General features: G+C 51.1%; 22 protein-coding genes, 4 tRNA genes and 2 rRNA genes. 17 read left to right on the forward strand and 11 right to left on the reverse strand.

Translation table 11 applies throughout. The features are described 5' to 3' along the window. Positions 1 to 110: 110 nt before the first annotated feature. The 4 genes from fbaA to FCN78_RS10995 all read right to left on the reverse strand — a co-directional run bounded on the left by fbaA (position 111) and on the right by FCN78_RS10995 (position 5,745). Positions 111 to 1,187, reverse strand: coding sequence for a class II fructose-bisphosphate aldolase (gene fbaA / locus FCN78_RS10980; RefSeq protein ID WP_077486873.1), 1,077 nt, complete (start codon positions 1,185 to 1,187; stop codon positions 111 to 113). A gap of 153 nt (positions 1,188 to 1,340) precedes the next feature. Further along, positions 1,341 to 2,507, reverse strand: coding sequence for a phosphoglycerate kinase (locus tag FCN78_RS10985; protein WP_069362095.1), 1,167 nt, complete (start codon positions 2,505 to 2,507; stop codon positions 1,341 to 1,343). 72 nt (positions 2,508 to 2,579) lie between these two features. Next, the gene (gene epd, locus FCN78_RS10990; RefSeq protein WP_069362153.1) at positions 2,580 to 3,584 is read right to left on the reverse strand and encodes an erythrose-4-phosphate dehydrogenase; all 1,005 of its coding nucleotides are present in this window, start codon (positions 3,582 to 3,584) and stop codon (positions 2,580 to 2,582) included. A gap of 196 nt (positions 3,585 to 3,780) precedes the next feature. Further along, positions 3,781 to 5,745, reverse strand: coding sequence for a ligand-gated channel protein (locus FCN78_RS10995; RefSeq protein WP_106407197.1), 1,965 nt, complete (start codon positions 5,743 to 5,745; stop codon positions 3,781 to 3,783). Between the two features lie 172 nt (positions 5,746 to 5,917). On the opposite strand from FCN78_RS10995, the gene FCN78_RS11000 reads away from it, so the two are divergent. From FCN78_RS11000 to ruvX, 7 genes are all read left to right on the forward strand, one after another. Next, a complete protein-coding gene (locus tag FCN78_RS11000) occupies positions 5,918 to 6,844 on the forward strand; it encodes a LysR family transcriptional regulator (protein WP_077659590.1) in 927 nt (308 codons plus the stop codon). A 171-nt stretch (positions 6,845 to 7,015) separates the two neighbouring features. Beyond that, a complete protein-coding gene (gene metK, locus FCN78_RS11005) occupies positions 7,016 to 8,170 on the forward strand; it encodes a methionine adenosyltransferase (RefSeq protein WP_069362092.1) in 1,155 nt (384 codons plus the stop codon). 71 nt (positions 8,171 to 8,241) lie between these two features. Then, positions 8,242 to 8,769: a SprT family zinc-dependent metalloprotease gene (locus tag FCN78_RS11010; RefSeq protein ID WP_077659591.1), complete on the forward strand. Its 528-nt coding sequence runs from the start codon at positions 8,242 to 8,244 to the stop codon at positions 8,767 to 8,769. A 98-nt stretch (positions 8,770 to 8,867) separates the two neighbouring features. After that, positions 8,868 to 9,599 (forward strand): 16S rRNA (uracil(1498)-N(3))-methyltransferase, encoded by a 732-nt coding sequence (rsmE, locus tag FCN78_RS11015; RefSeq protein ID WP_077659592.1) that lies wholly within the window; start codon positions 8,868 to 8,870, stop codon positions 9,597 to 9,599. 18 nt (positions 9,600 to 9,617) lie between these two features. Continuing rightward, positions 9,618 to 10,562, forward strand: a complete 945-nt coding sequence (gshB, locus tag FCN78_RS11020; protein WP_077458999.1) for a glutathione synthase — start codon at positions 9,618 to 9,620, stop codon at positions 10,560 to 10,562. Between the two features lie 88 nt (positions 10,563 to 10,650). Next, positions 10,651 to 11,217 (forward strand): YqgE/AlgH family protein, encoded by a 567-nt coding sequence (locus FCN78_RS11025; protein ID WP_069362088.1) that lies wholly within the window; start codon positions 10,651 to 10,653, stop codon positions 11,215 to 11,217. Then, positions 11,214 to 11,642, forward strand: a complete 429-nt coding sequence (ruvX, locus tag FCN78_RS11030) for a Holliday junction resolvase RuvX (protein WP_069362087.1) — start codon at positions 11,214 to 11,216, stop codon at positions 11,640 to 11,642. Before FCN78_RS11025 ends, ruvX begins: the two co-directional genes overlap by 4 nt. Here the strand turns inward: ruvX and FCN78_RS11035 are convergent. Further along, entirely contained in the window at positions 11,639 to 12,655 is a 1,017-nt protein-coding gene (locus FCN78_RS11035) for a type IV pilus twitching motility protein PilT (RefSeq protein WP_069362086.1), read from the reverse strand. The genes ruvX and FCN78_RS11035 overlap by 4 nt on opposite strands. 23 nt (positions 12,656 to 12,678) lie before the next feature. Between FCN78_RS11035 and FCN78_RS11040 the strand changes: the two genes are divergently transcribed. The 10 genes from FCN78_RS11040 to FCN78_RS11085 all read left to right on the forward strand — a co-directional run bounded on the left by FCN78_RS11040 (position 12,679) and on the right by FCN78_RS11085 (position 22,259). Next, positions 12,679 to 13,380 carry a YggS family pyridoxal phosphate-dependent enzyme gene (locus tag FCN78_RS11040; RefSeq protein ID WP_077608237.1) on the forward strand — a complete coding sequence of 234 codons (702 nt, stop codon included), beginning with the start codon at positions 12,679 to 12,681 and terminating at the stop codon, positions 13,378 to 13,380. 54 nt (positions 13,381 to 13,434) lie between these two features. Continuing rightward, complete coding sequence (gene proC / locus FCN78_RS11045) at positions 13,435 to 14,253, forward strand: pyrroline-5-carboxylate reductase (protein WP_077659593.1); 819 nt, start codon at positions 13,435 to 13,437, stop codon at positions 14,251 to 14,253. 16 nt (positions 14,254 to 14,269) lie between these two features. After that, positions 14,270 to 14,824 (forward strand): YggT family protein, encoded by a 555-nt coding sequence (locus FCN78_RS11050; RefSeq protein WP_069362083.1) that lies wholly within the window; start codon positions 14,270 to 14,272, stop codon positions 14,822 to 14,824. Between the two features lie 154 nt (positions 14,825 to 14,978). Continuing rightward, complete coding sequence (locus tag FCN78_RS11055; RefSeq protein WP_077522840.1) at positions 14,979 to 15,419, forward strand: DUF4426 domain-containing protein; 441 nt, start codon at positions 14,979 to 14,981, stop codon at positions 15,417 to 15,419. 28 nt (positions 15,420 to 15,447) lie between these two features. Next, the gene (gene rdgB / locus FCN78_RS11060; protein ID WP_077659594.1) at positions 15,448 to 16,044 is read left to right on the forward strand and encodes an RdgB/HAM1 family non-canonical purine NTP pyrophosphatase; all 597 of its coding nucleotides are present in this window, start codon (positions 15,448 to 15,450) and stop codon (positions 16,042 to 16,044) included. A gap of 3 nt (positions 16,045 to 16,047) precedes the next feature. Beyond that, positions 16,048 to 17,199 carry a radical SAM family heme chaperone HemW gene (gene hemW, locus FCN78_RS11065; protein ID WP_077659595.1) on the forward strand — a complete coding sequence of 384 codons (1,152 nt, stop codon included), beginning with the start codon at positions 16,048 to 16,050 and terminating at the stop codon, positions 17,197 to 17,199. A gap of 124 nt (positions 17,200 to 17,323) precedes the next feature. After that, positions 17,324 to 18,409: an AI-2E family transporter gene (locus tag FCN78_RS11070; protein WP_069362079.1), complete on the forward strand. Its 1,086-nt coding sequence runs from the start codon at positions 17,324 to 17,326 to the stop codon at positions 18,407 to 18,409. 103 nt (positions 18,410 to 18,512) lie between these two features. Then, a complete protein-coding gene (gene rsmC, locus FCN78_RS11075; RefSeq protein WP_077659596.1) occupies positions 18,513 to 19,538 on the forward strand; it encodes a 16S rRNA (guanine(1207)-N(2))-methyltransferase RsmC in 1,026 nt (341 codons plus the stop codon). Positions 19,539 to 19,752: 214 nt separating this feature from the next. Continuing rightward, complete coding sequence (locus FCN78_RS11080; protein ID WP_158014716.1) at positions 19,753 to 21,297, forward strand: HAMP domain-containing protein; 1,545 nt, start codon at positions 19,753 to 19,755, stop codon at positions 21,295 to 21,297. A 59-nt stretch (positions 21,298 to 21,356) separates the two neighbouring features. After that, positions 21,357 to 22,259, forward strand: a complete 903-nt coding sequence (locus FCN78_RS11085) for a LysR family transcriptional regulator (protein WP_069362076.1) — start codon at positions 21,357 to 21,359, stop codon at positions 22,257 to 22,259. A 210-nt stretch (positions 22,260 to 22,469) separates the two neighbouring features. Here FCN78_RS11085 and rrf read toward each other — a convergent pair. From rrf to FCN78_RS11115, 6 genes are all read right to left on the reverse strand, one after another. After that, positions 22,470 to 22,585, reverse strand: a 5S ribosomal RNA gene (gene rrf, locus FCN78_RS11090). 165 nt (positions 22,586 to 22,750) lie between these two features. Continuing rightward, positions 22,751 to 25,637 (reverse strand): 23S ribosomal RNA (locus tag FCN78_RS11095). A gap of 311 nt (positions 25,638 to 25,948) precedes the next feature. Next, positions 25,949 to 26,024, reverse strand: a tRNA-Val gene (locus tag FCN78_RS11100). 12 nt (positions 26,025 to 26,036) lie between these two features. Next, positions 26,037 to 26,112: transfer RNA gene (locus FCN78_RS11105), tRNA-Ala, on the reverse strand. Between the two features lie 12 nt (positions 26,113 to 26,124). Further along, positions 26,125 to 26,200: transfer RNA gene (locus FCN78_RS11110), tRNA-Lys, on the reverse strand. Positions 26,201 to 26,202: 2 nt separating this feature from the next. Continuing rightward, a tRNA-Glu gene (locus tag FCN78_RS11115) sits at positions 26,203 to 26,278 on the reverse strand. Between the last annotated feature and the right edge of the window lie 82 nt (positions 26,279 to 26,360).

A 26,360-nucleotide genomic window follows, 5' to 3' on the forward strand; every position in this document is an offset into this window, starting at 1 on the left:
TGTCTATCTCATTCACGCGAAATGTCTCCGCAATGATACGAGTCAGTATCACGAAGATATAAAAAAACCCGCCAAGTGGCGGGCTTTTACATTCAACACTGTTGTGACGTTTACAGGACGTCAACTGCGTTGAGGTCTTTGAAAGCTTGCTCAAGGCGCGCAACCATCGACTCTTGCCCTTTACGTAGCCAAACGCGTGGGTCATAGAATTTTTTGTTAGGTTGATCGTCACCTTTCGGGTTACCGATTTGAGTTTGTAGGTAGCCTTCGTTGTCTTGGTAATACTGACGAATACCATCCCAAGTCGCCCACTGAGTATCGGTATCGATGTTCATTTTGATCACACCGTAGCCAATGGATTCTTGAATTTGTGCTTCAGAAGAACCCGAGCCGCCATGGAAGACGAAGTTCAGACCATTGGTCGGTAGACCAAATTTCTCTGAGCAGTAAGCCTGTGATTCACGTAGGATTTCTGGCTTAAGTACCACGTTACCTGGTTTGTAAACACCGTGTACGTTACCGAATGACGCAGCAATGGTGAAACGGTGGCTAACGGCTGACAGTTTTTCGTATGCGTAAGCCACTTCTTCTGGCTTGGTGTAAAGATCAGCTGTATCAACATCGCTGTTATCCACGCCGTCTTCTTCACCACCCGTAATACCCAGTTCGATTTCTAGCGTCATGCCCATTTTGTCCATGCGCGCAAGATATTCGGCACAGATTTCCATGTTCTCTTCAAGCGACTCTTCAGACAGGTCAATCATATGAGAAGAGAAAAGCGGTTTGCCGTGCTCTTTGAAGAAGGCTTCACCCGCGTCAAGTAGGCCATCAATCCACGGCAGTAGTTTCTTCGCTGCGTGGTCAGTGTGCATGATCACAGGCACACCGTAGACTTCAGCCATCGCGTGAACGTATTTCGCACCGGCAACAGCGCCTTTAATTTGCGCTTCTTGGCCTTCTAGTTTCAGACCTTTGCCCGGGAAGAAACCCGCACCACCGTTAGAGAACTGGATAACCACTGGCGCTTTTACTTTCGCCGCGGCTTCCATCACTGCGTTGATTGAGTCAGTGTTAACGACGTTGACTGCAGGCAATGCAAACTTGTTCTCTTTGGCAACTTCAAATACTTTCTGAACGTCATCGCCAAAGATAACGCCAGGTTTTACAAAATCAAAAACTTTAGACATGGCTCTTGTCCTATTCACTCGGGTTGTCTTTGCTGAACTGAGTAAAGATGCCTGAGGCACCTTTATCAATCGGGTGCAATCGTTTACGACTCGGCCTATTGTAGTCAAACGAAAGCAAGAACGGGAGATGTCACTCCCGTTTTATTATCTGGTTTATGCGTCTTTCGCACGTGCTTCCAGCATTTCTACCGCAGGTAGAGGCTTGCCTTCAACAAACTCTAGGAAAGCACCGCCACCGGTTGAGATGTAAGACACATCAGCTTGGATACCAAACTTATCAATCGCTGCGAGGGTATCGCCGCCACCCGCAACAGAGAAGCCTTCAGACTCCGCGATCGCTTTTGAAATGCCTGCCGTGCCCGCTTCAAAGTTCTTAAACTCAAACACGCCAACAGGGCCATTCCACAGAATGGTTTTGGCATTTTTCAAAATGTCCGCCAACGCTTGGGTTGATTCAGGACCGAGGTCAAAAATCATATCGTCGTCTTGCACATCTTCAACGCGCTTGATCTCTGCTTCCGCGTTTTCATCAAATGCCTTCGCACACGCCACGTCGGTGGCAACAGGAATATGGCACTCTTCCATTAGAGATTTCGCCGTGTCGACTAAGTCCGCCTCATACAGCGACTTACCAACATTGTGACCGTCAGCGGCGATAAAGGTGTTGGCGATACCACCACCGACAACCAGTTGGTCTGCCACGGTTGACAGTGATTTCAGTACCGTCAGCTTGGTAGACACTTTTGAACCACCCACAATCGCCACCATTGGGCGTGCCGGGTTGTCCATCGCTTTGCCTAATGCCTCAAGCTCGTTAGCCAGCAATGGGCCAGCGCAAGCCACAGGCGCATACGTGCCCACACCATGAGTTGAGGCTTGGGCGCGGTGAGCCGTACCAAATGCATCCATCACAAAAATATCGCACAGTGCCGCGTACTTTTTAGACAGCGCTTCGTCGTTCTTCTTCTCGCCTTTGTTGAAGCGAACGTTCTCAAGCACCACCAGCTCACCGGCGTTAAGCTCAAGGCCGTCTAGATAGTCTTTCGCGAGGCTGACCTGACAATCAAGTGCGTCATCTAGGTAGTTCACTACTGGCTGCAGTGAATACTGATCTTCAGGCTGGCCTTCTTCAGGGCGGCCGAGGTGAGAGGTCACCATGACTTTTGCACCGGCTTCTAAGCAGTGCTTAATCGTAGGCAATGATGCCAAAATACGTGCATCAGAGGTCACTTTACCGTCTTTTACAGGCACGTTCAGATCAGCACGGATAAACACACGCTTTCCGGCAAGATCTAAGTCGGTCATCTTAATTACAGACATATGGTCCTCGCTATAAGGTTGCAAATTGAAACTGATTTAATCAGGGCAACACCCCACCCACGCTTGCGTCTATTACGCCATGGCAAGTGTGGTATCTAACATTCGGTTGGCAAAGCCCCACTCGTTATCACACCAAACCAGCGTTTTAATCAGCTGGTGATCACTGACCCGTGTTTGCGATCCATCGACAATGGCGCTGTGCGAGTCGTGGTTAAAGTCAATCGATACCAAGGGCGCTTCGGTATAATCCAGTATACCGTCTAATGTACATCGAGATGCCGTCTGCAGAGCTTGATTTACGTCATTAACTTTCACTTTAGTACGTACAGTGACACTTAAATCCATCGCTGTCACGTTTATCGTCGGCACACGGACCGAGATCGCCTCAAATTTGTCAGAAAATTTCGGAAAAATCCTACCAATTCCAACATGGAGTTTGGTATCCACTGGAATAATAGACTGGCTGGCAGTACGTGTGCGGCGCAGATCAGAGTGATACGCATCAATCACCTGCTGGTCATTCATTGAAGAATGAATGGTGGTGATGGTGCCGGACTCAATCCCAAAGTGTTCGTCCAAGGCTTTGATCACCGGGACGATACAATTAGTGGTACAAGAACCATTGGAAACAATGCGGTCATCGGCGGTCAATGCATCATGATTGACCCCGTAAATAACGGTTCTATCCACGTCTTGGCTGGCGGGGTGAGAGAAAAGGACTTTTTTAGCGCCCGCGGCAATATGGGCCTCCCCATCTTGACGCGTACCAAATTTGCCCGTGCAGTCCAAGACAATATCCACATCAAGGTCACGCCAAGGTAAAAGCTGAAGTTCCGGTAAGTGAAGCAGACGAATGCTGTCGGTGGCGACAAACAAGTGTTCTTGGTTATAGGAAACCGGCCAGCCGAAACGACCATGGCTTGAGTCATATTGCAGCAGATGCGCCATCGCCTCGGGCTCTGCGAGCTCATTAATCGCGACCACTTGAATGCGATCGTGCTTGCCACTCTCATACAGGGCTCGCAATACACTGCGCCCTATACGACCAAATCCATTAATTGCGACTCTTAATGCCATGTCCATCGGTGCTCGTTTAACGATGACGCACAGTGTATCTCAAGCACGTAAAAGACGCACGTGTTGTGTGACTCTTCTCACGCTAGCTGGGAATAAAATGCAGCAAAAAAACGCCCGTCCGGTAAAGTCCGAGACGGGCGTGGCCGTGTTAGGGTCGTGCCACTCTATAAAGTGGCATGGCTCCTTTTATCACGAGTTAGAAGCTGATATTCAGTCCTAACCAATAGCGGCGTTCATCACTGATATAGCCGTAGTCTTCATACTCACGCGTTTTATCCAATAGGTTATAAACCGCGCCTTGCAGTTCAATGGCATCGCTGAGCTGGTAGTTCATCCCGGCATCCACCAAGGTGTAACTTGGCTCTATATTGCTGCGAGAAGATGGACCTGTCACAGGATCCATTTCTTCGCCACGGTGGGTCGCGCTCACCCAAGGACGCAACCTCTCAGTGGCTTGCCAATTAACTTCGCCATACGCGAGCTGCTGGGGGATTTGCGTTAAAGGCTGCCCCTTATAGTCACCGGTTTTTTGCTCTGAATCGGTATAGGTATAGCTGGCACTCACGTCGACCGTCTCCGTGACTGGCACGAATAGGCTCGCTTCAACCCCTTGAGTGACCGCTTCGTCCACATTAATCCGATAGGTTGGATCTGAGCCAAACTGGTTGGGGCCATCCGTGCACACCGAGGTTGGGCAAGTCACTCGGGTGATCTTATCTTCAAAGTCATTATGGAATGCGGTTAACGAGCCACTGATCCCCGTATCGCTTTGGTAGTTGATACTGACTTCTGAGTTAATAGAGGTTTCAGGCTCCAAATCGGGATTGCCGTAGATATTTCCCCCGCGACTCACTTGCGCCCAATTCGGGGCAATTTCGCGCAGTTGTGGTGAACGGAACCCAGTAGCCACGCCGCCTTTCACCACCCAGTTGCTATTGAGTTGATACACGCCGTACACACGCGGGCTGGCGTGGTAGTCGTAGTTTTCATCATGATCAACACGTAAGCCGAGGGTCAGACTAAATGGCTCAATCACACGCCACTCATCTTCGACAAATAAAGCCGCTTGTGTATTGTCAATCTCAGTTTGGCTCGACGCTTTATTAGAGGTAAAGTCCTCTAACTTCGCTTTGTTCACTGAGCCACCAACCGTCAAAGTGTGTGTTTCAAAATCGCGAATGAGACGGGTTTTAAACTCGGTGTTCTTAATCGTCATTTCACGACTTTTATTCCGGCTTTGCTCGTACTGTAAGTGTGAATCTGACCAGCCCCATGTCCAATGCCCTTCATGCCCAAGGGCGATTGATTGCCGTCGATATTCATTGTTGCTGTTTTCACATTTGTTGCCTCGACACTGGCTATCATCCGTGGGAACGGTTTTACCTATGTGACCATTTCGCTCTTGCGAACTCGCGCCTAAGTCCAAGGTCCACTGTTGATAATCGCTAGCATCATAGGTCAACGAGGTAGAAAGACTACGTAAAGATTTGTCCTCGTAACCAGAGAGAATATCGTCTTCTTGGCGTTGAACGTTTTGGCCCGATACCGTCATCCCAAGCTTATCGCTCAAGGCGCCAGAAAGGTAAAAATTGGCGCTTTGTTCGTCGCCTGATGCGCGTTTTTCTTGCAGTAAGGTGCTTAATTGCACATTGCCATGCCATTCATGTTGTTCACGACGGGTAATAATATTAATCACCCCACCGATGGCGTCAGAGCCATACAAGGTCGACATCGGCCCCCGAATCACCTCGATACGTTCAATCGCTTGAAGGGGAGGTAACCAGCCTTGCTCAATGCCAGGGCCATCGCTATTCGGACGAGTCTCCCGGCTCGTCATACGCTTTCCGTCCACCAGCATCAGGGTATACTTGGAACCCATTCCACGAATACTGATATCCTGAGTGTCACCGCCCCCTGTGACCACGACACCTGGAATACGTTTTAGGGCGTCTGTGACGTCGCGATAATAACGATCTTCAAGTTGGTCACGGCTAATCACACTGATACTCGCTGGCGCCTTTGCCGTGGCTTGTTCAAACCCTGAGGCAGTGATCACCATGGTTTCCGTATTTTGAGCGCCTGCTTCTGCCGCATGAATGGCACTCACAGGTATACCGGCTAATACCATCCCGATAACAACGGGACGAAGACAACTGGACATAATCAACTCCATTTTGTGATAATAATTATCATTTGTTCGTTGAGAATTATTCACATGGATTCACGGACGCCTAGCCCCATAAAGGGAACATCTCGTTCCATTTATTGAACGAGGTAATTTCTCTCCTTCTGGACAGCTGATGTGACGTCTTACTGGCGTTAAAAGGAAAGTTATGCAGGATTTATCTTCGATCCGTTCGTTTGCGGCTTTGTGTCATCATCAAAGCCTCACGGCAGCCGCTAAGGCATTAGGTCAACCCAAATCAACGGTGAGTCGTCGCTTAGCTCAACTTGAAGCCGACCTAGGACAACCTTTAACGCAAAGACAAGGCAATAGACTGGTCTTAACCAAAGCGGGCGCGATATTTGCGCGATACTGTCATCAAATTATTGATTTAGCAGAAAGGAGTGAAGAGGCCATACAGGATTTAAATAATCACCTTCAAGGACCGATAGAAGTGATTTGCCACCCCGGAATGATGCGCGGCTGGGCGGCTCCATTGATCAGTCGTTTTCTCGCTGAGCATCCCAAAGTGTCCATCACATTAACAAGCGAAGTCAGTGCACAACGTATTCAGTCGGCCGATCTTATCATCTGGGCAGGAGACATCATGTTACCGGTCAATTGCCGCTCATATCAGCTTGGCCACTGGCAATATGGTATTTACGCGGCACCAGACTATGTCAGCCAATATGGCCCGTTTACGCATCCTAGCCTGCTCGATGAACACCCTTGGCTCGATGTTTTTGCCCTACGTCGACAAGGGTTAACGCTTTATGACCACGACAGTACCTACCACTTAAGCGCCATGCCTAGCCGCTTTAATTGCGATATGATAGCCATTCAATTGGATGCTATCGCCGATGGGCAGGGCGTTGGATTGCTACCGATTTGGAGCGCCACGGGTTATCAACACCATCATCCTGATAGAATTATGCGCTGCTTGCCTAACTGGGCCTCAGCACCTATTCCGTTACGTCTTTACTGCAGCGCTGGCCGCCTTCCTCTGCGTGTCGAATCACTGGTGCACTGGCTGCAAGAGGCGATTCCCTCATCATGGGGGTCAGTGAAGCCACAGCCAGTATCCCACGCGGTGTAAGCGCATCTCAGCCAATTTTGCTATACCTTAAGACACCCATATGCATCATCTGACTTGCGTTTATCACAATTGCGAATAAAATAGACGTCTAGAAGTTAAAACATCTGAGTTGATCGGCGGTGCGCGTTAATACGTATCGTCAGTTTCCCTGATAATCAATGAGAGTGTCACATGGCTAAGCACCTGTTTACCTCAGAGTCCGTCTCTGAAGGCCATCCTGATAAAATCGCAGATCAGATTTCTGATGCTGTTTTGGATGCCATCCTTGAGCAAGACCCCAAAGCACGCGTCGCCTGCGAAACCTATGTTAAAACTGGCATGGTAATGGTAGGCGGGGAAGTGACGACCTCGGCATGGGTCGATATCGAAGAGCTTACTCGTCAAACCGTTCAAGATATTGGCTATATCCACTCTGATATGGGCTTTGATGCCAACTCTTGCGCGGTATTGAATACCATTGGTAAACAATCCCCAGACATCAACCAAGGGGTTGATCGCGCCGACCCGAAAGATCAGGGCGCTGGCGACCAAGGGATCATGTTCGGCTTTGCCACCAATGAGACCAATGTGCTGATGCCAGCTCCTATTACCTATTCACACCGTTTGGTGGAGCGCCAAGCGCAAGTGCGCAAAGATGGCACCTTAGACTGGTTACGCCCAGATGCGAAAAGCCAGGTCACCTTTGCGTATGACAACGGCAAAATTGCCGGTATTGATGCCGTCGTGCTCTCTACACAGCATTGCGACAGTATTTCAACTGAGGATCTGCGCGAGGCGGTGATGGAAGAAATCATCAAGCCTGTGTTGCCGGCGGAATGGCTGACCAAAGACACCAAGTATTTCATTAACCCAACGGGTCGGTTTGTGATTGGCGGGCCAATGGGCGATTGTGGTTTGACAGGCCGTAAGATCATTGTTGACACCTATGGCGGGGCAGCCCGTCACGGTGGCGGGGCGTTCTCAGGAAAAGATCCCTCAAAAGTGGATCGCTCTGCCGCTTACGCCGCGCGCTATGTGGCCAAAAACATTGTTGCCGCAGGCCTTGCCGACCGTTGTGAAATTCAACTGTCTTACGCGATTGGCGTCGCCGAGCCGACGTCCATCATGGTCGAGACCTTCGGCACTGAAAAAGTCGCACCAGCGGTGATCATTAAAGCGGTACGAGAGCACTTCGACTTACGCCCTTATGGTTTGCAAGAAATGCTGGATTTGTTACAGCCTATCTATAAGCAAACGGCTGCGTATGGCCACTTTGGTCGCGACATCTTCCCTTGGGAGAAAACCGACAAAGCGGAGCTGTTGCGCGACTTTGCCAAGCTCGGGTAACCTTAGGCGACTCAGTGCTTTTAAGGGAAGCCTCGGCTTCCCTTTTTTGATCGCAGCAAGGACGACCACTTATGTCTTGTGCTTATGACACCCCAGAAAAATCCGCTCATGCATTACAACAGGCAGCGCTCTCACGCGCCCAGCAATGTATTGATGTGGTTAACCAGCAATTGGACACCCAGCTGACCTACCCCGTGGTTGGTTTTACACTGCGGGGCAAGTCGGCCGGTACTGCGCATCCAGCCCAATGGCGCGTCCGGTTTAATCCTGTTCTTTTGCAACAAGCACCCGACACCTTTTTTGACGAAGTGATCCCTCATGAAGTCTGTCATTTGGTCACCTTTGCGTTATACGGTCGGGTGAAACCGCATGGTCCTGAGTGGCGTTCGTTGATGACCCAGGTCTTTAACGCCCCTGCCAATACCACCCACCAGCTTGATATCAGCGCCGTGCAGGGTAAAACCTTTGCTTACTACTGTGATTGCGGGCCTGTCGCCTTATCCATTCGCCGTCACAATAAAATACAACGCGGCCAAGCCATCTATCGCTGCAACCGCTGCCAACAGCCACTAACACGCAGTGGTGAAGGATCAGAATAGTTTGCTTTTTCGTCCCTCGTCCCCATAGTAGTGACAGAGCCTATCGTCCCTTTGGTCATGTTACACTGAGGGCGACTTGAACATGGAACACGAGCACAATGCGAATTCCTCGAATTTATCACCCAGCACCGTTACCCGAACAAGGCACGGTGATCTTAAGCGATGAAGCGGCGAATCATCTCGGTCGCGTCCTGCGTATGCAGGCAGAGCAGCCCATTTTGCTCTTTGATGGTAGCGGCGCGCAATTTCCTGCCACACTGACACAAGTGAGTAAAAAACAGGTGTCTGCCACCATTACCGCTCGCGAATCATACAGTGTCGAGTCACCACTTGACTTTGAACTAGGCCAAGTGATTTCGCGCGGCGAAAAGATGGAATTTACCATTCAAAAGTCGGTCGAGTTAGGCGTGAATACCATCACCCCGCTTTTTTCAGCTCGCTGCGGCGTCAAGCTCAATGCTGAGCGACTCGAGAAAAAGCGCCAACAATGGCAAAAAATCGCCATTGGCGCCTGCGAACAAAGCGGCCGTAATGTCGTCCCCACTATTAATCCGGTGATCAATCTCGATGCATGGTGTCAGCAGACGTTTGAAGGCTTGAAGCTAAACCTGCATCCGCGTGCCTCCTACTCTATCAACACGCTTCCCGACGCGCCTCAAAAACTGCGTTTACTGATTGGCCCGGAGGGCGGGTTATCTGATGACGAGATTGCGATGACACGCGAACACAACTTTGAAGAAATCCTATTGGGCCCACGCGTGCTGCGAACAGAAACCGCGGCACTGACTGCCATCACGGCCTTGCAGGTCCGTTTTGGCGACCTGGGTTAACTGGCAAGCAGGAGAAAAATGATGAAAATAGGTATAGTGATGGATCCCATTGAAGCCATCAGTGTGAAAAAAGACTCCACGTTTGCCATGATGCTGGCAGCACAAAAGCGCGGCTGGGACCTGCATTACATTCAGATGGATGACATGTCGATGCAGCAAGGTGACCCTTATGCCCGCACTCACAGCGTCACCGTGATGGATAACCCAGAACAGTGGTATCAAATCAAGCAAACGCAAACTCTCGCGCTACGGGAATTTGATGCCATTTTGATGCGCAAAGATCCGCCGTTTGATACCGAGTACATTTACGCGACTTACATGCTCGAACGCGCTGAGCAGGCCGGTGTGTTGATTGTGAATAAGCCACAGAGCCTACGCGACTGCAATGAAAAGCTGTACACGGCTTGGTTCCCAGAGCACACGCCCACCACCTTGGTCACTCGCCGCGCTGACGAAATCCGGGCGTTCCAAGCACAACATGGTGACGTGATTTTAAAGCCGCTTGATGGCATGGGCGGCGCCTCGATTTTCCGAGTGAAACAAGGCGACCCCAACTTGGGTGTGATCATCGAAACCCTTACCGAACATGGTCAACGTTTTTGCATGGCGCAAACCTTTGTGCCCGATATCAGCAACGGCGATAAGCGAATTTTGGTTGTTGATGGAGAGCCCGTGCCTTATTGCTTAGCGCGGATCCCCGCTGAGGGTGAAACCCGTGGCAACTTAGCGGCAGGCGGTCGCGGCGAAGCACGTCCTCTGTCAGAGACTGACTGGGCCATCGCGCGCGCCATAGCCCCTACCCTCAAAGAAAAGGGGTTAATCTTTGTTGGCCTCGACGTGATAGGCGACAAATTAACGGAAATCAATGTCACCAGTCCAACCTGTATTCGCGAGATTGATGCCGCGTATGACATTTCTATTGGTGACATGTTAATGGAGGCGATTGCTAGACGCTGCGCCTAAGAAAAGAAGGCGCTCTCTGCGCCTTCATTATCTAAAACATCAATTTTCGCGCATACTCGAAGTACGCGCCCCCACAGGAGACGGCGATATGGATCTGAAAAATCATTTTTTAATCGCGATGCCCAGTATGGCTGATAGCCGTTTTCATCATGGCGTTATTTATGTGTGTGAGCACAGCCATGACGGGGCAATGGGGCTGATGATTAACCACCCGATCAACTTATCAGTGGGAAAAATGCTGGATCAAATTGAGGTCGAGCGACAACTGCCCTTGTCGACTACCACAGAGAGCCTATCTCAACCCGTCCTTTTTGGTGGCCCGGTCTCTGAGGACAGAGGCTTTGTGCTGCACCCTGCAACCTGTGAGTACGGCACCAGTATTCCGCTGTCTGATCAGCTATCGGTCACCACCTCCAAAGACATTCTCTCGATTCTCGGCACCGAGCAACAGCCAGAGCAATTTCTGGTCGCGCTGGGCTATGCCGGCTGGGAGCCGGGCCAGCTTGAGCAGGAATTGGCCGACAATAGCTGGCTGACACTCGAAGCCGACCCCAAGGTCATTTTTGATACCCCCGTTCACCAACGTTGGCAAAAAGCGCTCGATCAGCTCGGTATCGACGCGGCAAACCTTTCTTCACAAGTAGGACATGCATGAACGCACAGACCATTATTGGATTTGATTACGGCGTCAAGAGCATTGGCGTCGCCATCGGCCAATCACTAACCGGCACCGCTCGCCCTTTGTGCGCCTTAAAAGCGAGAGACGGGATCCCAAACTGGGATGATATCGAAGCCATACTCAAAGACTGGCAACCCGATTATCTGGTGGTGGGCTTGCCGCTCGACTTAAACGGTCAACCGTTAGAGACCATCACACCGAGAGCAAAGAAATTTGCCAACCGCCTGCACGGGCGTTTCGGCTACCCCGTCGAGCTGCACGATGAACGCCTGTCTACCCGTGAAGCGCGTGCGGATCTTTTTGCTCGTGGTGGTTATAAAGCCCTAGGCAAAGGCGCCGTCGACGCCCAATCTGCGGTGGTGATTATCGAAAGCTGGTTCGAGCGTCAGTACACAGATTAACTGGGCGAGATCGCCGCCTGCGGTGCAATCACCCCTTGCTTCTCGAGCTGGGCCATCGCTTGCGCCATCGTCTGCATACCATGCACGGTACCGGTTTGCATCATGGAGGCGATTTGCGCCACTCTATCCTCTCGGATCAAGTTACAAACCGCTGATGTCACCGTCATAATTTCATAAGCAGCAACACGCTGACCTTGGGTGCTTTTGACCAGTTGTTGAGAAATCACCGCCCGCAGTGAGGACGACAGCATCGAGCGCACCAAGGGCTTATCGCTGCCGGGAAATACATCAATGATACGATCGACACTTTTCGCTGCGCTAGCGGTGTGCAAGGTCGCAAACACCAAGTGCCCGGTCTCTGCCGCGGTTAACGCTAGACGGATGGTTTCTAAGTCACGTAGCTCGCCCACTAATATCACATCTGGGTCTTCACGCAGCGCTGAGCGCAAGGCTTGCTGAAAAGACTGCGTATCACGCTTGACCTCGCGCTGGTTCACCAAGCTTTGCTCGGACGGATGGATAAATTCAATCGGATCTTCGATAGTCAGAATATGCTTTTGTTGGTGATGGTTAATCTGCGCAATCATCGCCGCCAGTGTGGTCGACTTCCCCGAGCCTGTCGGCCCAGTCACCAACACCAACCCTTGATGTAGCAAAGCCAGCTCACTGAAAAGTGGCGGCGCGGATAAATCCTCTAGCCTTGGTACGGCGGTGGGCACCACACGAAAGACCGCCGCACAACCATGTAGCTGGTGGAACGCATTGACGCGAAAACGCGCCACCGAGTTTAGTTCAAAGGAAAAGTCGACTTCCCATGTGTTGTCAAAAACATGCTGCTGCTCAGGGCCCATCACTGCCAGTACCAGTTCCCGCACGGCTTGGTGGCTCAGCGGTGGCAGACTAAGCTTGCGCATATCGCCATCTACCCGCACCATAGGCGACACCCCCGCAGAAAGATGTAGATCTGACGCGCGATGCTTTACACTAAACGCAAGTAGCTCATTAATATCCATTCATTTTCCTTGCAGAATCCGGTATGTGTCATATTAAGAACAATATTCAACAGGTCAGGGAACAGATAGACCACGCAAGCCAAAAATGCGGCCGACTCGCCGACTCCGTGCAATTAATTGCAGTCAGCAAAACCAAGCCTATCGAGGCGATCGCAGATGCCATCGCCGCGGGGCAACGGGCGTTTGGGGAAAATTACGTGCAAGAAGGGGTGGAAAAGGTCGAGTATTTTGCCGAGCATCCCCCCGCGGCACCGATCGAATGGCACTTTATTGGTCCCATTCAGTCCAATAAAACACGGTTAATTGCAGAGCACTTTGACTGGGTGCATTCTGTCGATCGGTTGAAGATTGCTAAACGCCTGAGCGAGCAGCGTCCGACCCATTTACCGCCGCTCAATGTCCTGGTACAAGTCAATACCAGTGGCGAGGCATCAAAGTCGGGCTTATCCGTGGATAACGCCATCGCCCTCATTGAAGATATCCGAGCCCTACCCGGCCTGAATGTCAGAGGATTGATGTCTATTCCACAGCCTGAGACGGACTATCAGCGACAATGCGCCGCGTTTGAACCTTTATCCAATGCGTTTCATGCGCTCAGTGAGCAGACGCCCGATATCGATACCTTATCGATGGGCATGAGTGGTGACATGGAAGCGGCGATTGCGTGTGGTAGCACCATGGTGCGTGTCGGCACCGCAATTTTTGGCGCGCGAGACTATCGCTAACAAAGCGGTCGTGATAAACCCCAAATAATGACGAGAACAACAGGAACGCTTTTCATGGAACATCGCTCCCTTACCTTTATTGGCGCCGGTAATATGGCGCGATCTATCATAGCTGGCCTGGTGAATGCAGGCTATCCCACTAAAGCGATAACGGCCTCATCACCCAGCGCTCACCCTGGCGACGTGCTGAGCACGGATTATGGCATCCAAACCACCCGTGATAACTTGCATGCCTGCCAAGCAGCAGACGTCATTGTCTTGGCGGTCAAGCCACAATTAATGGCGCAGGTTTTAAGCGATTTATCGGCCGTCGATTGGTCATCAAAATTGGTGATCTCAATTGCAGCCGGCATCAGTACTCACCGTCTGTGTGAGATGGCAGGTACCACACTTAACCTAGTACGTGTGATGCCGAATACACCGTCTCTTGTCGGACAAGGAATGAGCGGGTTATTTGCGTCGAGCCAAGTCACTGACGCGGATAAACGCTATGCCACCGCATTGATGGAAGCCGTCGGCGAAGTCTGCTGTGTCGACGAGGAAGCAAAAATAAATGGTGTGATTGCCGCTGCAGGCAGCGCACCGGCATACTTCTTTCGCTTTATGGAGGCGATGCAGCAAGAAGCTATCCGCCAAGGCTTTAGCGACGAGCAAGCCAGGCAGCTGGTTCAGCAAGCCGCAAAAGGCGCGGCAGAAATGGTTGTAAGCAATACGGACACAACCATTGGCCAATTGCGTGAGCAGGTCACCTCAAAAGGCGGCACAACCGCTGAAGCACTGCGCGTTTTCGACCAACATGGTATTGGCGATATAGTGGCACAGGCCATGCAGGCGGCAGTCAGCCGCGCCGAGCAAATGGAACAAGAATTTTAATCACTAAGGCAACGATATGAATGCAATGACCTTTCTGATCAACACCGCGTTTGATCTTTACATCATGGTGGTGCTGCTACGCGTTTGGCTACAATGGGCGCGCGCAGACTTTTACAACCCCTTCTCTCAATTTATCGTCAAAGCGACCCAGCCTGTGGTTGGCCCGTTGCGTCGTATGATCCCGGCACTCGGTGGTTTGGATCTGGCAACGGTGCTGTTTGCTTACTTACTCATGGTGGCCAAATTTGTGGTACTGGATTTAGTCGCCGGTAACCCCTTCGCGATGAGTTCAGGCATGTTCCTCTTCTCCGCCATCGCCTTACTGAAAGCCGCGGGTAAGTTGCTGTTCTGGGTGCTGATCCTGCGCGCTATTTTGAGTTGGGTCAGCCAAGGCAACAACCCAGTAGAGTATGTTTTTCACCAACTGACCGAGCCCGTGTGCGCGCCAGTACGCCGTATTATTCCTCCCCTCGGTGGGCTCGATCTCAGTATTCTGGTGATCTTTATCGCGCTCCAATTTATCAATATGCTTATCGGCGATTTTATCGGCCCGATTTGGTATGCCCTGTAAGCGAATCGCCACGCGCTAAGTCATCCTCGACTTATCGCCATAGCTTGCACCGCTTACGGGATTTCACGGGTGCCAACGATGTACGGCGGATCGTACTCAGGCACCCGTACGTATTGATAGCGACCCTCACTTCGCTTTATCACAAGGAAAGATTATGCGTCAGATAATTGCAGCGCTCAGCGTCATATTCACCGTGGCTATCTCCCCAGCATGGGCAGGTCAGTTTAAAGAAATCGGTGAGTTGGAAGTGCATTACAACACGCTCTCGACCACTTTCTTAACGCCCGAAATCGCTCAGCAGTACGACATTACCCGGAGTGGCTATCGAGGCTTGGTCAACATTGCCGTTCTCGATACCATGCAACTGGGAAAACCGGCGATAGCCGCCGAGGTCACCGGACAAGTCAAAAACTTGGTCGGAAACAGTCGTGATCTAGACTTTACCGAGATCAGAGAAGGTGACGCGATCTATTATATCGCTACCTTCGCCGCCGATGATGAAGAGACGTATCGCTTTCACATCGATCTCAATGCCGAAGGAAACCGCAATGCGTCCTTTGACTATAATTATACGTTTTACGTCGATGCCCCGTAGTCGGGCTATAACCCAATAGGTAACTGTGATGAAGAAAGTTGTGTTGGCCACTGGGAACGCAGGCAAAGTAAAAGAAATGGCGGGACTGCTCGGCGAATTTGGTTTCGACGTCCTGCCACAAAGTGACTTTGCGGTTGAAGAGGCGGATGAAACAGGCACCACCTTTATCGAAAATGCCATCATTAAGGCGCGTCATGCGGCCAAAGTGACCGGCCTCCCCGCCATTGCCGATGATTCAGGTTTAGAAGTCGATGCGTTGAACGGTGCGCCGGGCGTGTATTCTGCCCGCTACGCCGGTGAAACAGCCAGTGATACGGACAATGTCGCTAAACTGTTAGAAGCTTTGCATGATACAGACAATGATGGACGCCAGGCTCGCTTCCATTGCGTGTTGGTTTATATGCGCCATGCTAATGACCCAACACCACTGGTCTGTCACGGGGTGTGGGAAGGGCAAATCGCTCAAGCACCGCAAGGGGACAACGGCTTTGGCTACGATCCCGTGTTTTTACCTGCCGATCAGCAATGTACCGCAGCAGAAATGCCCGCTTCCGAGAAAAAACAACGTTCTCACCGCGGACAAGCACTTAACGCCCTGTTCCAAGCCTTAAAAGTGTCGCAATAAACCATGATCCCATTGAGTCTGTATGTACACATTCCTTGGTGTGTACAAAAATGCCCCTATTGCGACTTTAACTCGCATACCCAAAAAGGTGAGATCCCGGAAGAGGATTATATTGATGCGCTGCTCGAGGATTTGGATACTGATCTTGCCGCCTACCCTTCTGTCATCACGCGCACATTGCATTCAATCTTTATTGGAGGCGGCACACCAAGCTTGATGTCACCTCCACAGATAGCACGTCTGTTGGATGGCATTAAGGCACGCCTTCCCGTCAGTGATAGCCTGGAAGTGACCATGGAAGCCAACCCTGGCACCGTGGAGGCCGATAAATTTATCGGCTACCGACAAGCAGGCGTTAACCGGATTTCTATCGGGGTGCAGAGCTTTTCTGCTGATAAGCTCGAACGCTTGGGGCGCATTCATGGCCCTGGAGAAGCAGAGCGGGCCGCCCACCTTGCCCATCAAGCGGGATTAAATAGCTTTAACCTTGATTTGATGCATGGTTTGCCCAACCAGTCAGAGCAAGAGGCTCTGAGTGACTTAGAAAAAGCGATTGCACTTAAGCCGCCACATCTGTCTTGGTACCAGTTGACCATCGAGCCCAACACCCAGTTTTACTCCAAACCACCCACTCTGCCAGAAGAAGATACCTTGTGGGACATTTTTGATCGCGGGCATCAGCTGCTTACCGACGCTGGCTACGTACAATACGAGACATCCGCATACAGCTTACCCGGTCATCAATGCGCCCATAACCTCAATTACTGGCGTTTTGGTGACTATTTGGGCATAGGTTGTGGCGCCCATGGTAAGCTCACTTTACCTAACGGCGATCAGTCTCGCCTGCTTCGAACCGTTAAAGTGAAGCATCCGCGCGGCTACCTCGATCCACAAAAAGCCTATCTCACTGATAGCCAGTGGGTGAAAGAGACGGATCTCGCGTTTGAGTTCTTTATGAATCGGTTTCGTCTGCTCGAACCTTGCCCGAAAGCCGAGTTTGTTGCCCGTACCGGGTTGCCCCTCGATCATCTCAGCCACCCTTTGACGCAAGCCCTTGAGCAAGGTCTGCTCGCGGAGTCCGAGACACATTGGCAAGTAACCGCTAAAGGTAAGCTCTTCCTCAACGATCTTTTGGCCATTTTTTTAACTGACTAGTGCAACAAACTGTGTGTTAAGGTGCCTATTGTTTAGGCACCTTTACCTGCCCAGCGGCTGATTGGCCTTTTGACGGCAAGTAAAGCCAGCCCGACTCACTCAACCAGCCTAAGAGGGATACCCTGTGACTTCGTCATTTCGTGTCGAGCCGAAACATTGGACTTTAATCGCTGCGCTGATCATCGCAGCCTATGCGTGCTATTTACTTATCGAGCCCTATATTGGTGCAATCGTTCTCGCGTTTATTGTCTCTTTGCTCTTTTTCCCTCTTCATAAACGTATTGAAGATCGCATTGGGCAACGCCCAAACACGGCGTCGGTGATATCTTGTGTCTTAATCACCTTTATCATCATTATTCCCCTCACCGTGGTAGCGGGTGCGATAATCGAACAAGGCGTGAGCTTTTTTACACGCAGTTACGAGTGGCTCAATAACGGTGGCGCAAAACAGTTACTCAACAACCCACAAATACAATCGTCACTGCATTTTCTCAACCAATGGCTGCCATTTGATTTAATTGACCCACAAGAAACGGTGAAAAAGCTGGCCGCTTGGATGTCTTCTTTCAGTGGCCAAATGCTCGAATTCAGCTCCAAGGTATTAGGGGATGTGACCGATTTTTTCATCACCTTTATGCTGATGTTGTTCGTTCTGTTTTTCTTGCTCCGCGATCACGACAGCATTATCCATACGCTCCGCCACGTGATCCCCTTATCACGCAGCCAAGAAGATCAGTTATTGGATGAGGTGGAAAAGGTGGCCAAGTCTGCCGTGCTTGGGTCCTTTCTCACCGCCTTGGCGCAAGGGGCCGCAGGCGGCTTGGCGATGTGGGCCGTGGGCCTGCCAGCGCTATTTTGGGGCACCATGATGGCGTTCGCCTCCTTTATTCCTGTGGTCGGCACCGCGCTCATCTGGCTGCCAACCGTGCTTTATTTGGTGGCCACGGGCGATTGGCAGTGGGCGATCGCCTTACTGATATGGAGTGTGGTGGTGGTCGGCTCCATCGATAATCTCCTCCGCCCCTTCCTCATGCAAGGCAACTCGGGGATGAACACCCTGCTTATTTTCTTCTCACTGTTAGGTGGCTTGCATCTGTTTGGCTTGATGGGACTGATTTATGGCCCGATTATTTTCTCCATCACCTTAGTGCTATTTCGTATGTATGAAATCGAGTTTGAGCGCTTTCTTGACCGACAAGACAACGCATAAGCACGCTGATATTGGCCTGGTGCGCGCTTTGTGGGAAAATCCCCGTCAGCGCGCCCCTCGACCAAACGCGACCTATCAGTCACAGTAACCGAAGAGAAATACCATGGCCCTCACGGCTCCTAGCGAGATTGCCCAACGTCACCTCACGCTGTTTGAAAACAAACATGTTCTATTAGCTGGTGAGCTAGAAGATAACTTTGCTCAGCAGTTACTGCCTCATGCCTCGCAAGTGTCTGTCTTTACGACCCATCATGGCTACGCCTCACGAATGGCAAATACCGATGTGAAGGTCCATGAAGGGGCTGAATATGTGGGTGAGAGCTCAGTTGATTTGGTACTTTTCTACTGGCCTAAGTCAAAAGCGGAAGCCGATTTTCTTCTCGCGATGCTCACACATCGTCTCGGTGCCAATGTCGACTGGGTCGTGGTGGGTGAAAACCGCAGTGGCGTTAAAAGCATCGAAAAACGTTTTACCCCGTATGGCCAAGTGATCAAACAAGACTCGGCACGCCGATGCAGCCTGTATCATGGCCAATGTACGTCACCGGCGGCGTCGTTTAACCTAGCGGATTGGTTTCACGACTACCCACTCCAAGTAGAGAATCAATCACTCACGGTTCGTGCTCTACCCGGTGTGTTTAGCCACAAAAGTCTTGATGATGGCACGGCCTTATTACTCAAGCACCTGCCCAATATGCACGGTGATGTGATTGATGTCGGCTGTGGCGCAGGCGTCATCGGCTCGGTAATACTGGCTACCCACCCAAGCTGTACGGTCACCTGTGTTGATGTGAATCATTTAGCCGTTGCATCAACCCAAGCGACCCTCACGGCCAATGGGCTCAAAGGCTCTGTTTTTGCCTCAGACATGTTAGGTGCCGTCAGTGGACAGCAGTTTGATGCCATTATTAGCAATCCACCGTTCCATGAAGGACTCGAGACGTTTTACCAGGCGACTGAGTCCTTGCTGGAAAGCGCGCCTCGCTACCTGCGCCGTCACGGCCAATTGGTGATCGTCGCCAACAGCTTCTTACGTTACCCCCCGATTATTGAAAAAGGGCTCGGTCAGTGTGATACCCTCGCCAAAACCCGTCGATTCGCCGTTTATCATGCGCAAAAAGCACGCTAGTGGCTGACAACACCATCGAGCAGTGGGTTAACACACATATAAGACTTGATACCTGACAGCAGATCACAGTTTTGACTCATCGGACGTGTTAGCGTCTTCTCTCTCGCGGCTGCCTTTTGGCAGCCGTTTGCGATTCAAGCCCGCGTGATCAGAGAGAGGTATTCACAGCGTGCAAATGGATATGGGTTACTCGACGCGTCTTCAACGCCGCTTCATGTGGTGGTTTTTTAGTCTTAGTATTATCCCTGTGGTGATGTTGACGGGGTACTTTACTTGGAGTCAGTCACAACTGCTGATCAATCAAGCCCATCAGCAGCTCGAGCACGAGCGCGATCGTAACTATGCCACCATCACATCATATTTTGATGACCAAGTCCGCGCGGTGATTAATCTTGCAGCCTCCGATCTAGCAATCAGCAGCGGTGGACGCTTTTATGGCTTTCCTCATGCATTCCAACAACTCGGTAATAATACGCGCCAAGCGCAGCGTCGACTCATACCGATCCTTCAACAGTCCTCGAGCCAACATGCTGGCGTGACAGCACAAAAATACCGCCGTTTATATCGCCGCTTTCATCATCAATTTCAAGCCTGGTTAGCAAGGTACGCGTTCAACAATCTCGCGATGTTTGATTTAAACCAAAACCTCGTGTACGCCGTCAAACCTCACCCCATGACACAGGATAACCCGTCACTGAAAAGGGCGATAAAGCAATTAATGAGCCTGCCTGATCAGCAACGTCCTAAGTGGGTGCGCACCGCCTTTGAGCCACATGGCTCACGCACCATGCAAGCTTGGTACCTGGTTCCCATACTTAAAAGCGGCCAGATGCAAAGCATCCTTGCTATTCGCACCACAACCGATAACTTGTCTGCAACTCTACGCCAACGGCAGCGCCCAGAGTCAGGCCTGTGGCTGATTAATCAAAATCATCAATCGTTACTCAACAGTTGGGTACCTCACTCTAATCAAGCGACGCCTTCGATCCTGCCCCCCAAACACGCAATCAATGCCGCTTTCGATGGCCAACAAGGGGTCATGTCACCGAGCCAATATGCAATCATGCCTCAACTCACGGCATACCGCCCCGTCAATGTGGCGGGGGCGTCTTGGGCGTTGATCACTTGCACACCTCAAAAAAGTGCCTATCGACCTCTCCGCCACTTGTATGCAATCAGTGCCACACTCGTGATCGTCGTTATTGTATTATTAGTCTTTATCGGGCATTGGTTATCTCACCGCCTGACACTGCCTATCTTACAATTGACTTGGTGCGCTGAGCAGTTTGCCGCCGGTGAACTGGACTACCCGGTCACCCATCGCCAGCGAAACGATGAAATCGGTCGCCTTGCAAGTGCACTCTCCCACTTAAAACACAGCATGAGAGCGAGGTATTTTGCGCCATCAAGCACGATTAAACATAAAGAGACACACGTTCATCAGTCGGAGGGGATTCATCGTCGCTTGGTTAATGCGATGAACTTAGCTCTCGCCGCTTGGGATGGCGATAAAGTCGACCTAGCAGAAAAAAGTGGCTTATGGCGTGTTTATCAGGATAAAGGCAGCTTCCAAACAAGAACCTTGGATAAGTACCTGCACGTAGAAACCGTCCCCAAAACACCACGTTGGCGAAATGTAGTACGCACGCTCGACTTTGTCCTCAAGCATACCAGTGAGCAATCACCTCACTACCAGTCATTAAAACAGGCCCAATCCGATATCCAGAACTGGGTGAGCCAAGACAAAGGCCGTCGTTGACATTGTCATTGCGGGTAAGCGGCCTTATAGTGATTCAAACCCTTAATCGCTAGGTCTTAATGGCGCTTTCTCTTCCTCAACTGCGAGTGTTTTTAACCATCGTGCAAGAGGGCACGATCACCGCCGCGGCGAAAAAACTGTTTCTCAGTAAACCGGCGGTCAGTATGGCACTCGCCGAATTAGAAAGTCAGCTCGGTTATCCCCTGTTTGATCGACGCGGCAACCGGCTTCACCTTAATGATCAAGGTGCGGCACTTATCCCTAAAGCGGATGAGTTGCTGATCCGTAGCGATGAAATTAGCGCCGCATTGAAAGACGACAGCCAATTGATTGGCTGCCTACGATTAGGGGGAAGCGATACCGTGGGTAATCAGCTTTTACCCACACTGATTAGCGATTTTCGCCATGCGACCTCGCATCAACAGCAAACACTGATGATTGCCAACAGCCAAGAGATCATCGATCGTCTTCAACACTTCGAGCTGGATGTTGGATTGGTAGAAGGTGAAATACTGCACCCCGATTTACTGCAAATGCCGTGGCTAAGCGATCAGATGGTCGTGGTATGTCACCCAGATCACCCACTTGCGAGTCAAACGCCGTTAAGTGTGGGAGCTCTCGACGATCAAACCTGGCTGATCCGCGAACCAGGTTCAGGCACGCGTGAGCACTTTCTCTCACGCCTTGCGCCTCGCTTCGAGCGCTGGCATCTTTCTTTTGAGCTCAATACCACCGAAGCGATTTTAAATGCTGCGAGTGCCGGGTTAGGCCTCGCGTATCTGTCTAAGCTCTCCGCTCAGCACGCCATTGCCGATGGTCGAGTCGTTGCTCTCGAACTCCCTTTGCTATTGTCTCGGCGCTATTGGCTCGTGCGCCACAAAGATAAATATCAATCAGGTCTACTCTCCCGCTTCTGGGATTTCTGCTTACACTGGCAACCTCAACCCCATTCTTCTACTTAACCAGCAATCACCATGCGACAGATACAAAAAAGCCCCGACCGTCAGGTCAGGGCTCTGTATTTTCTCATCAAAGTCTTACGCATATCTGCTTTGATGATTAAATTGCGTGCTATGCGTAGGGGGTTTTGAAGCGAGACGCACAGTGTATGCCAATACATGAGCATCGCAGCTATCAAAAATCACAAGCAATAGGCGCAATTTATAATCAAAGCCTGGCGATGTCCTACTCTCACATGGGGAGACCCCACACTACCATCGGCGCTGCTTCGTTTCACTACTGAGTTCGGCATGGAGTCAGGTGGGTCCAAAGCGCTATGGTCGCCAAGCAAAATTTTGTCTGGAACAAAATTTAACGCACTTCAGTGCGGCCCGTCAGGGTCAAATACAAGGATGTATTTGATAAATTCGTTCCTAAATCTAGAAAGCTGTTCGTTCTCGCCACAATCAACTGGCTTTATTTTAAGTCCAACCCAAAACCTCTTGGGTGTTGTATGGTTAAGCCTCACGGGCCATTAGTACAGGTTAGCTCAACGCCTCACAGCGCTTACACACCCTGCCTATCAACGTTCTCGTCTAGAACAACCCTTTAGAGAGCTCGAAGCTCTAGGGATGACTCATCTCGGGGCCAGCTTCGCGCTTAGATGCTTTCAGCGCTTATCTGTGCCGAACTTAGCTACCGGGCAATGCGTCTGGCGACACAACCCGAACACCAGCGGTTCGTCCACTCCGGTCCTCTCGTACTAGGAGCAGCTCCCCTCAATCATCCAACGCCCACGGCAGATAGGGACCGAACTGTCTCACGACGTTCTAAACCCAGCTCGCGTACCACTTTAAATGGCGAACAGCCATACCCTTGGGACCGACTTCAGCCCCAGGATGTGATGAGCCGACATCGAGGTGCCAAACACCGCCGTCGATATGAACTCTTGGGCGGTATCAGCCTGTTATCCCCGGAGTACCTTTTATCCGTTGAGCGATGGCCCTTCCATTCAGAACCACCGGATCACTATGACCTACTTTCGTACCTGCTCGAGCCGTCACTCTCGCAGTTAAGCGGGCTTATGCCATTGCACTAACCTCACGATGTCCGACCGTGATTAGCCCACCTTCGTGCTCCTCCGTTACACTTTGGGAGGAGACCGCCCCAGTCAAACTACCCACCAGGCACTGTCCTCACCCCGGATAACGGGGCTAAGTTAGAACATCAAACATACAAGGGTGGTATTTCAAGGATGGCTCCACAGCAACTGGCGTCGCCGCTTCAAAGCCTCCCACCTATCCTACACATGTAGGCTCAATGTTCAGTGCCAAGCTGTAGTAAAGGTTCACGGGGTCTTTCCGTCTAGCCGCGGGTACACAGCATCTTCACTGCGATTTCAATTTCACTGAGTCTCGGGTGGAGACAGCGTGGCCATCATTACGCCATTCGTGCAGGTCGGAACTTACCCGACAAGGAATTTCGCTACCTTAGGACCGTTATAGTTACGGCCGCCGTTTACCGGGGCTTCAATCAATGGCTTCTCTTGCGATAACCACATCAATTAACCTTCCGGCACCGGGCAGGCGTCACACCGTATACGTCATCTTTCGATTTTGCACAGTGCTGTGTTTTTAATAAACAGTTGCAGCCACCTGGTATCTGCGACTGCCCATAGCTCCATCCGCAAGGGACTTCACCGCGGGCAGCGTACCTTCTCCCGAAGTTACGGTACCATTTTGCCTAGTTCCTTCACCCGAGTTCTCTCAAGCGCCTTGGTATTCTCTACCCGACCACCTGTGTCGGTTTGGAGTACGGTTCCTACTTACCTGAAGCTTAGAGGCTTTTCCCGGAAGCATGGCATCAATGACTTCACCACCTTGGTGGCTCGACATCGTGTCTCGGCCTCGATTTCCCGGATTTGCCTAAGAAATCAGCCTACGCACTTGAACCTGGACAACCATCGCCAGGCCCACCTAGCCTTCTCCGTCCCCCCATCGCAGTAAGCAGCAGTACGGGAATATTAACCCGTTTCCCATCGACTACGCCTTTCGGCCTCGCCTTAGGGGCCGACTTACCCTGCCCCGATTAACGTTGGACAGGAACCCTTGGTCTTCCGGCGAGGAGGTTTTTCACCCCCTTTATCGTTACTCATGTCAGCATTCGCACTTGTGATACCTCCAGCATGCCTCTCAGCACACCTTCAACAGCTTACACAACGCTCCCCTACCCAATATCCATAAGGACATTGCCGCAGCTTCGGTGTATCGCTTAGCCCCGTTACATCTTCCGCGCAGGCCGACTCGACCAGTGAGCTATTACGCTTTCTTTAAATGATGGCTGCTTCTAAGCCAACATCCTGGCTGTCTGAGCCTTCCCACATCGTTTCCCACTTAGCGATAACTTGGGGACCTTAGCTGGCGGTCTGGGTTGTTTCCCTCTCCACGACGGACGTTAGCACCCGCCGTGTGTCTCCCGGATAGCACTTACTGGTATTCGGAGTTTGCAAAGGGTTGGTAAGTCGGGATGACCCCCTAGCCTTAACAGTGCTCTACCCCCAGTAGTGTTCGTCCGAGGCCCTACCTAAATAGCTTTCGGGGAGAACCAGCTATCTCCGAGTTTGATTGGCCTTTCACCCCTAGCCACAGGTCATCTCCTAACTTTTCAACGTTAGTGAGTTCGGTCCTCCAGTTGATGTTACTCAACCTTCAACCTGCCCATGGCTAGATCACTCGGTTTCGGGTCTAATGCAAGCAACTGTCGCCCAGTTAAGACTCGGTTTCCCTACGGCTCCCCTATGCGGTTAACCTAGCTACTTACATTAAGTCGCTGACCCATTATACAAAAGGTACGCGGTCACCCCATAAAAGAGGCTCCCACTGCTTGTACGTAGACGGTTTCAGGTTCTATTTCACTCCCCTCACAGGGGTTCTTTTCGCCTTTCCCTCACGGTACTGGTTCACTATCGGTCAGTCAGGAGTATTTAGCCTTGGAGGATGGTCCCCCCATATTCAGACAAGATATCACGTGTCCCGTCCTACTCGTTTTCACGTCTAAGGCGCCGTCGGTTACGGGGCTATCACCCTTTATTGCCAGGTTTTCCAACCTGTTCACCTAACGCCTAAGCCGCTTAAGGGCTGCTCCGGGGTCGCTCGCCGCTACTGCCGGAATCTCAATTGATTTCTTTTCCTTCGGGTACTTAGATGTTTCAGTTCCCCGAGTTCGCCTCTTAGCGCTATGGATTCACGCTAAGATACCTGCTTATGCAGGTGGGTTTCCCCATTCGGACATCGATGGCTCAAATGCTTCTTACCAGCTCACCATCGCTTTTCGCAGGTTAGTACGTCCTTCATCGCCTCTGACTGCCAAGGCATCCACCGTCTACGCTTAATCACTTAACCATACAACCCCAAAAGGTTTTTCTTGCGCGAGACTGCCTAAAAAAGAAATCTGCGTCGCAAAACCACTGAGTGTTGAATCATCAACCAATTAAGGTTTTGTTTTTGCCGGACTCAAAATAGAGACTTTGCTTATCAAATAAGACAAAGCCCAAGCACACTTGATTGTGTGAGTGACATTTATGTCACTGATTGAGAACTTTACTGTCATTCTTAAAGAATGACTTGTCAGCTTTCCAGATTGTTAAAGAGCATGTCGTTTATTGCTAAATAAACCACGTTCTAAAGATTCTTAAGCAAAAACCTTTAAAGCGTGGTGGGCGATACCGGGCTCGAACCAGTGACCCCCTCCTTGTAAGGGAGGTGCTCTCCCAACTGAGCTAATCGCCCATCTTCCAGACTTGGTGGAGCTAGGCGGGATCGAACCGCCGACCTCTTGCATGCCATGCAAGCGCTCTCCCAGCTGAGCTATAGCCCCGCGTCTGAGAAATGGTGGGTTGTACAGGATTCGAACCTGTGACCAATTGATTAAAAGTCAACTGCTCTACCAACTGAGCTAACAACCCAATGGCGTCCCATAGGGGAGTCGAACCCCTGTTACCGCCGTGAAAGGGCGGTGTCCTAGGCCTCTAGACGAATGGGACACGCTGATATGTTTGGGAACATATCCTCTTTAATTACTTCAACCTATACAATCTGTGTGAGCACTCGCAACAATAGCGTCAG

Origin of the sequence: Salinivibrio kushneri (assembly GCF_005280275.1) — a bacterium.
GTDB classification, from domain to species: Bacteria; Pseudomonadota; Gammaproteobacteria; order Enterobacterales; family Vibrionaceae; genus Salinivibrio; species Salinivibrio kushneri.

Bases quoted from the DNA above. Each gene is read 5' to 3' on its own strand.
- fbaA (WP_077486873.1), bottom strand. From the start codon at position 1,187: ATGTCTAAAGTTTTTGATTTTGTAAAACCTGGCGTTATCTTTGGCGAT.
- FCN78_RS10985 (WP_069362095.1), bottom strand. From the start codon at position 2,507: ATGTCTGTAATTAAGATGACCGACTTAGATCTTGCCGGAAAGCGTGTG.
- epd (WP_069362153.1), bottom strand. From the start codon at position 3,584: ATGGCATTAAGAGTCGCAATTAATGGATTTGGTCGTATAGGGCGCAGT.
- FCN78_RS10995 (WP_106407197.1), bottom strand. From the start codon at position 5,745: ATGTCCAGTTGTCTTCGTCCCGTTGTTATCGGGATGGTATTAGCCGGT.
- FCN78_RS11000 (WP_077659590.1), top strand. From the start codon at position 5,918: ATGCAGGATTTATCTTCGATCCGTTCGTTTGCGGCTTTGTGTCATCAT.
- metK (WP_069362092.1), top strand. From the start codon at position 7,016: ATGGCTAAGCACCTGTTTACCTCAGAGTCCGTCTCTGAAGGCCATCCT.
- FCN78_RS11010 (WP_077659591.1), top strand. From the start codon at position 8,242: ATGTCTTGTGCTTATGACACCCCAGAAAAATCCGCTCATGCATTACAA.
- rsmE (WP_077659592.1), top strand. From the start codon at position 8,868: ATGCGAATTCCTCGAATTTATCACCCAGCACCGTTACCCGAACAAGGC.
- gshB (WP_077458999.1), top strand. From the start codon at position 9,618: ATGATGAAAATAGGTATAGTGATGGATCCCATTGAAGCCATCAGTGTG.
- FCN78_RS11025 (WP_069362088.1), top strand. From the start codon at position 10,651: ATGGATCTGAAAAATCATTTTTTAATCGCGATGCCCAGTATGGCTGAT.
- ruvX (WP_069362087.1), top strand. From the start codon at position 11,214: ATGAACGCACAGACCATTATTGGATTTGATTACGGCGTCAAGAGCATT.
- FCN78_RS11035 (WP_069362086.1), bottom strand. From the start codon at position 12,655: ATGGATATTAATGAGCTACTTGCGTTTAGTGTAAAGCATCGCGCGTCA.
- FCN78_RS11040 (WP_077608237.1), top strand. From the start codon at position 12,679: ATGTGTCATATTAAGAACAATATTCAACAGGTCAGGGAACAGATAGAC.
- proC (WP_077659593.1), top strand. From the start codon at position 13,435: ATGGAACATCGCTCCCTTACCTTTATTGGCGCCGGTAATATGGCGCGA.
- FCN78_RS11050 (WP_069362083.1), top strand. From the start codon at position 14,270: ATGAATGCAATGACCTTTCTGATCAACACCGCGTTTGATCTTTACATC.
- FCN78_RS11055 (WP_077522840.1), top strand. From the start codon at position 14,979: ATGCGTCAGATAATTGCAGCGCTCAGCGTCATATTCACCGTGGCTATC.
- rdgB (WP_077659594.1), top strand. From the start codon at position 15,448: ATGAAGAAAGTTGTGTTGGCCACTGGGAACGCAGGCAAAGTAAAAGAA.
- hemW (WP_077659595.1), top strand. From the start codon at position 16,048: ATGATCCCATTGAGTCTGTATGTACACATTCCTTGGTGTGTACAAAAA.
- rsmC (WP_077659596.1), top strand. From the start codon at position 18,513: ATGGCCCTCACGGCTCCTAGCGAGATTGCCCAACGTCACCTCACGCTG.
- FCN78_RS11080 (WP_158014716.1), top strand. From the start codon at position 19,753: ATGTGGTGGTTTTTTAGTCTTAGTATTATCCCTGTGGTGATGTTGACG.
- FCN78_RS11085 (WP_069362076.1), top strand. From the start codon at position 21,357: ATGGCGCTTTCTCTTCCTCAACTGCGAGTGTTTTTAACCATCGTGCAA.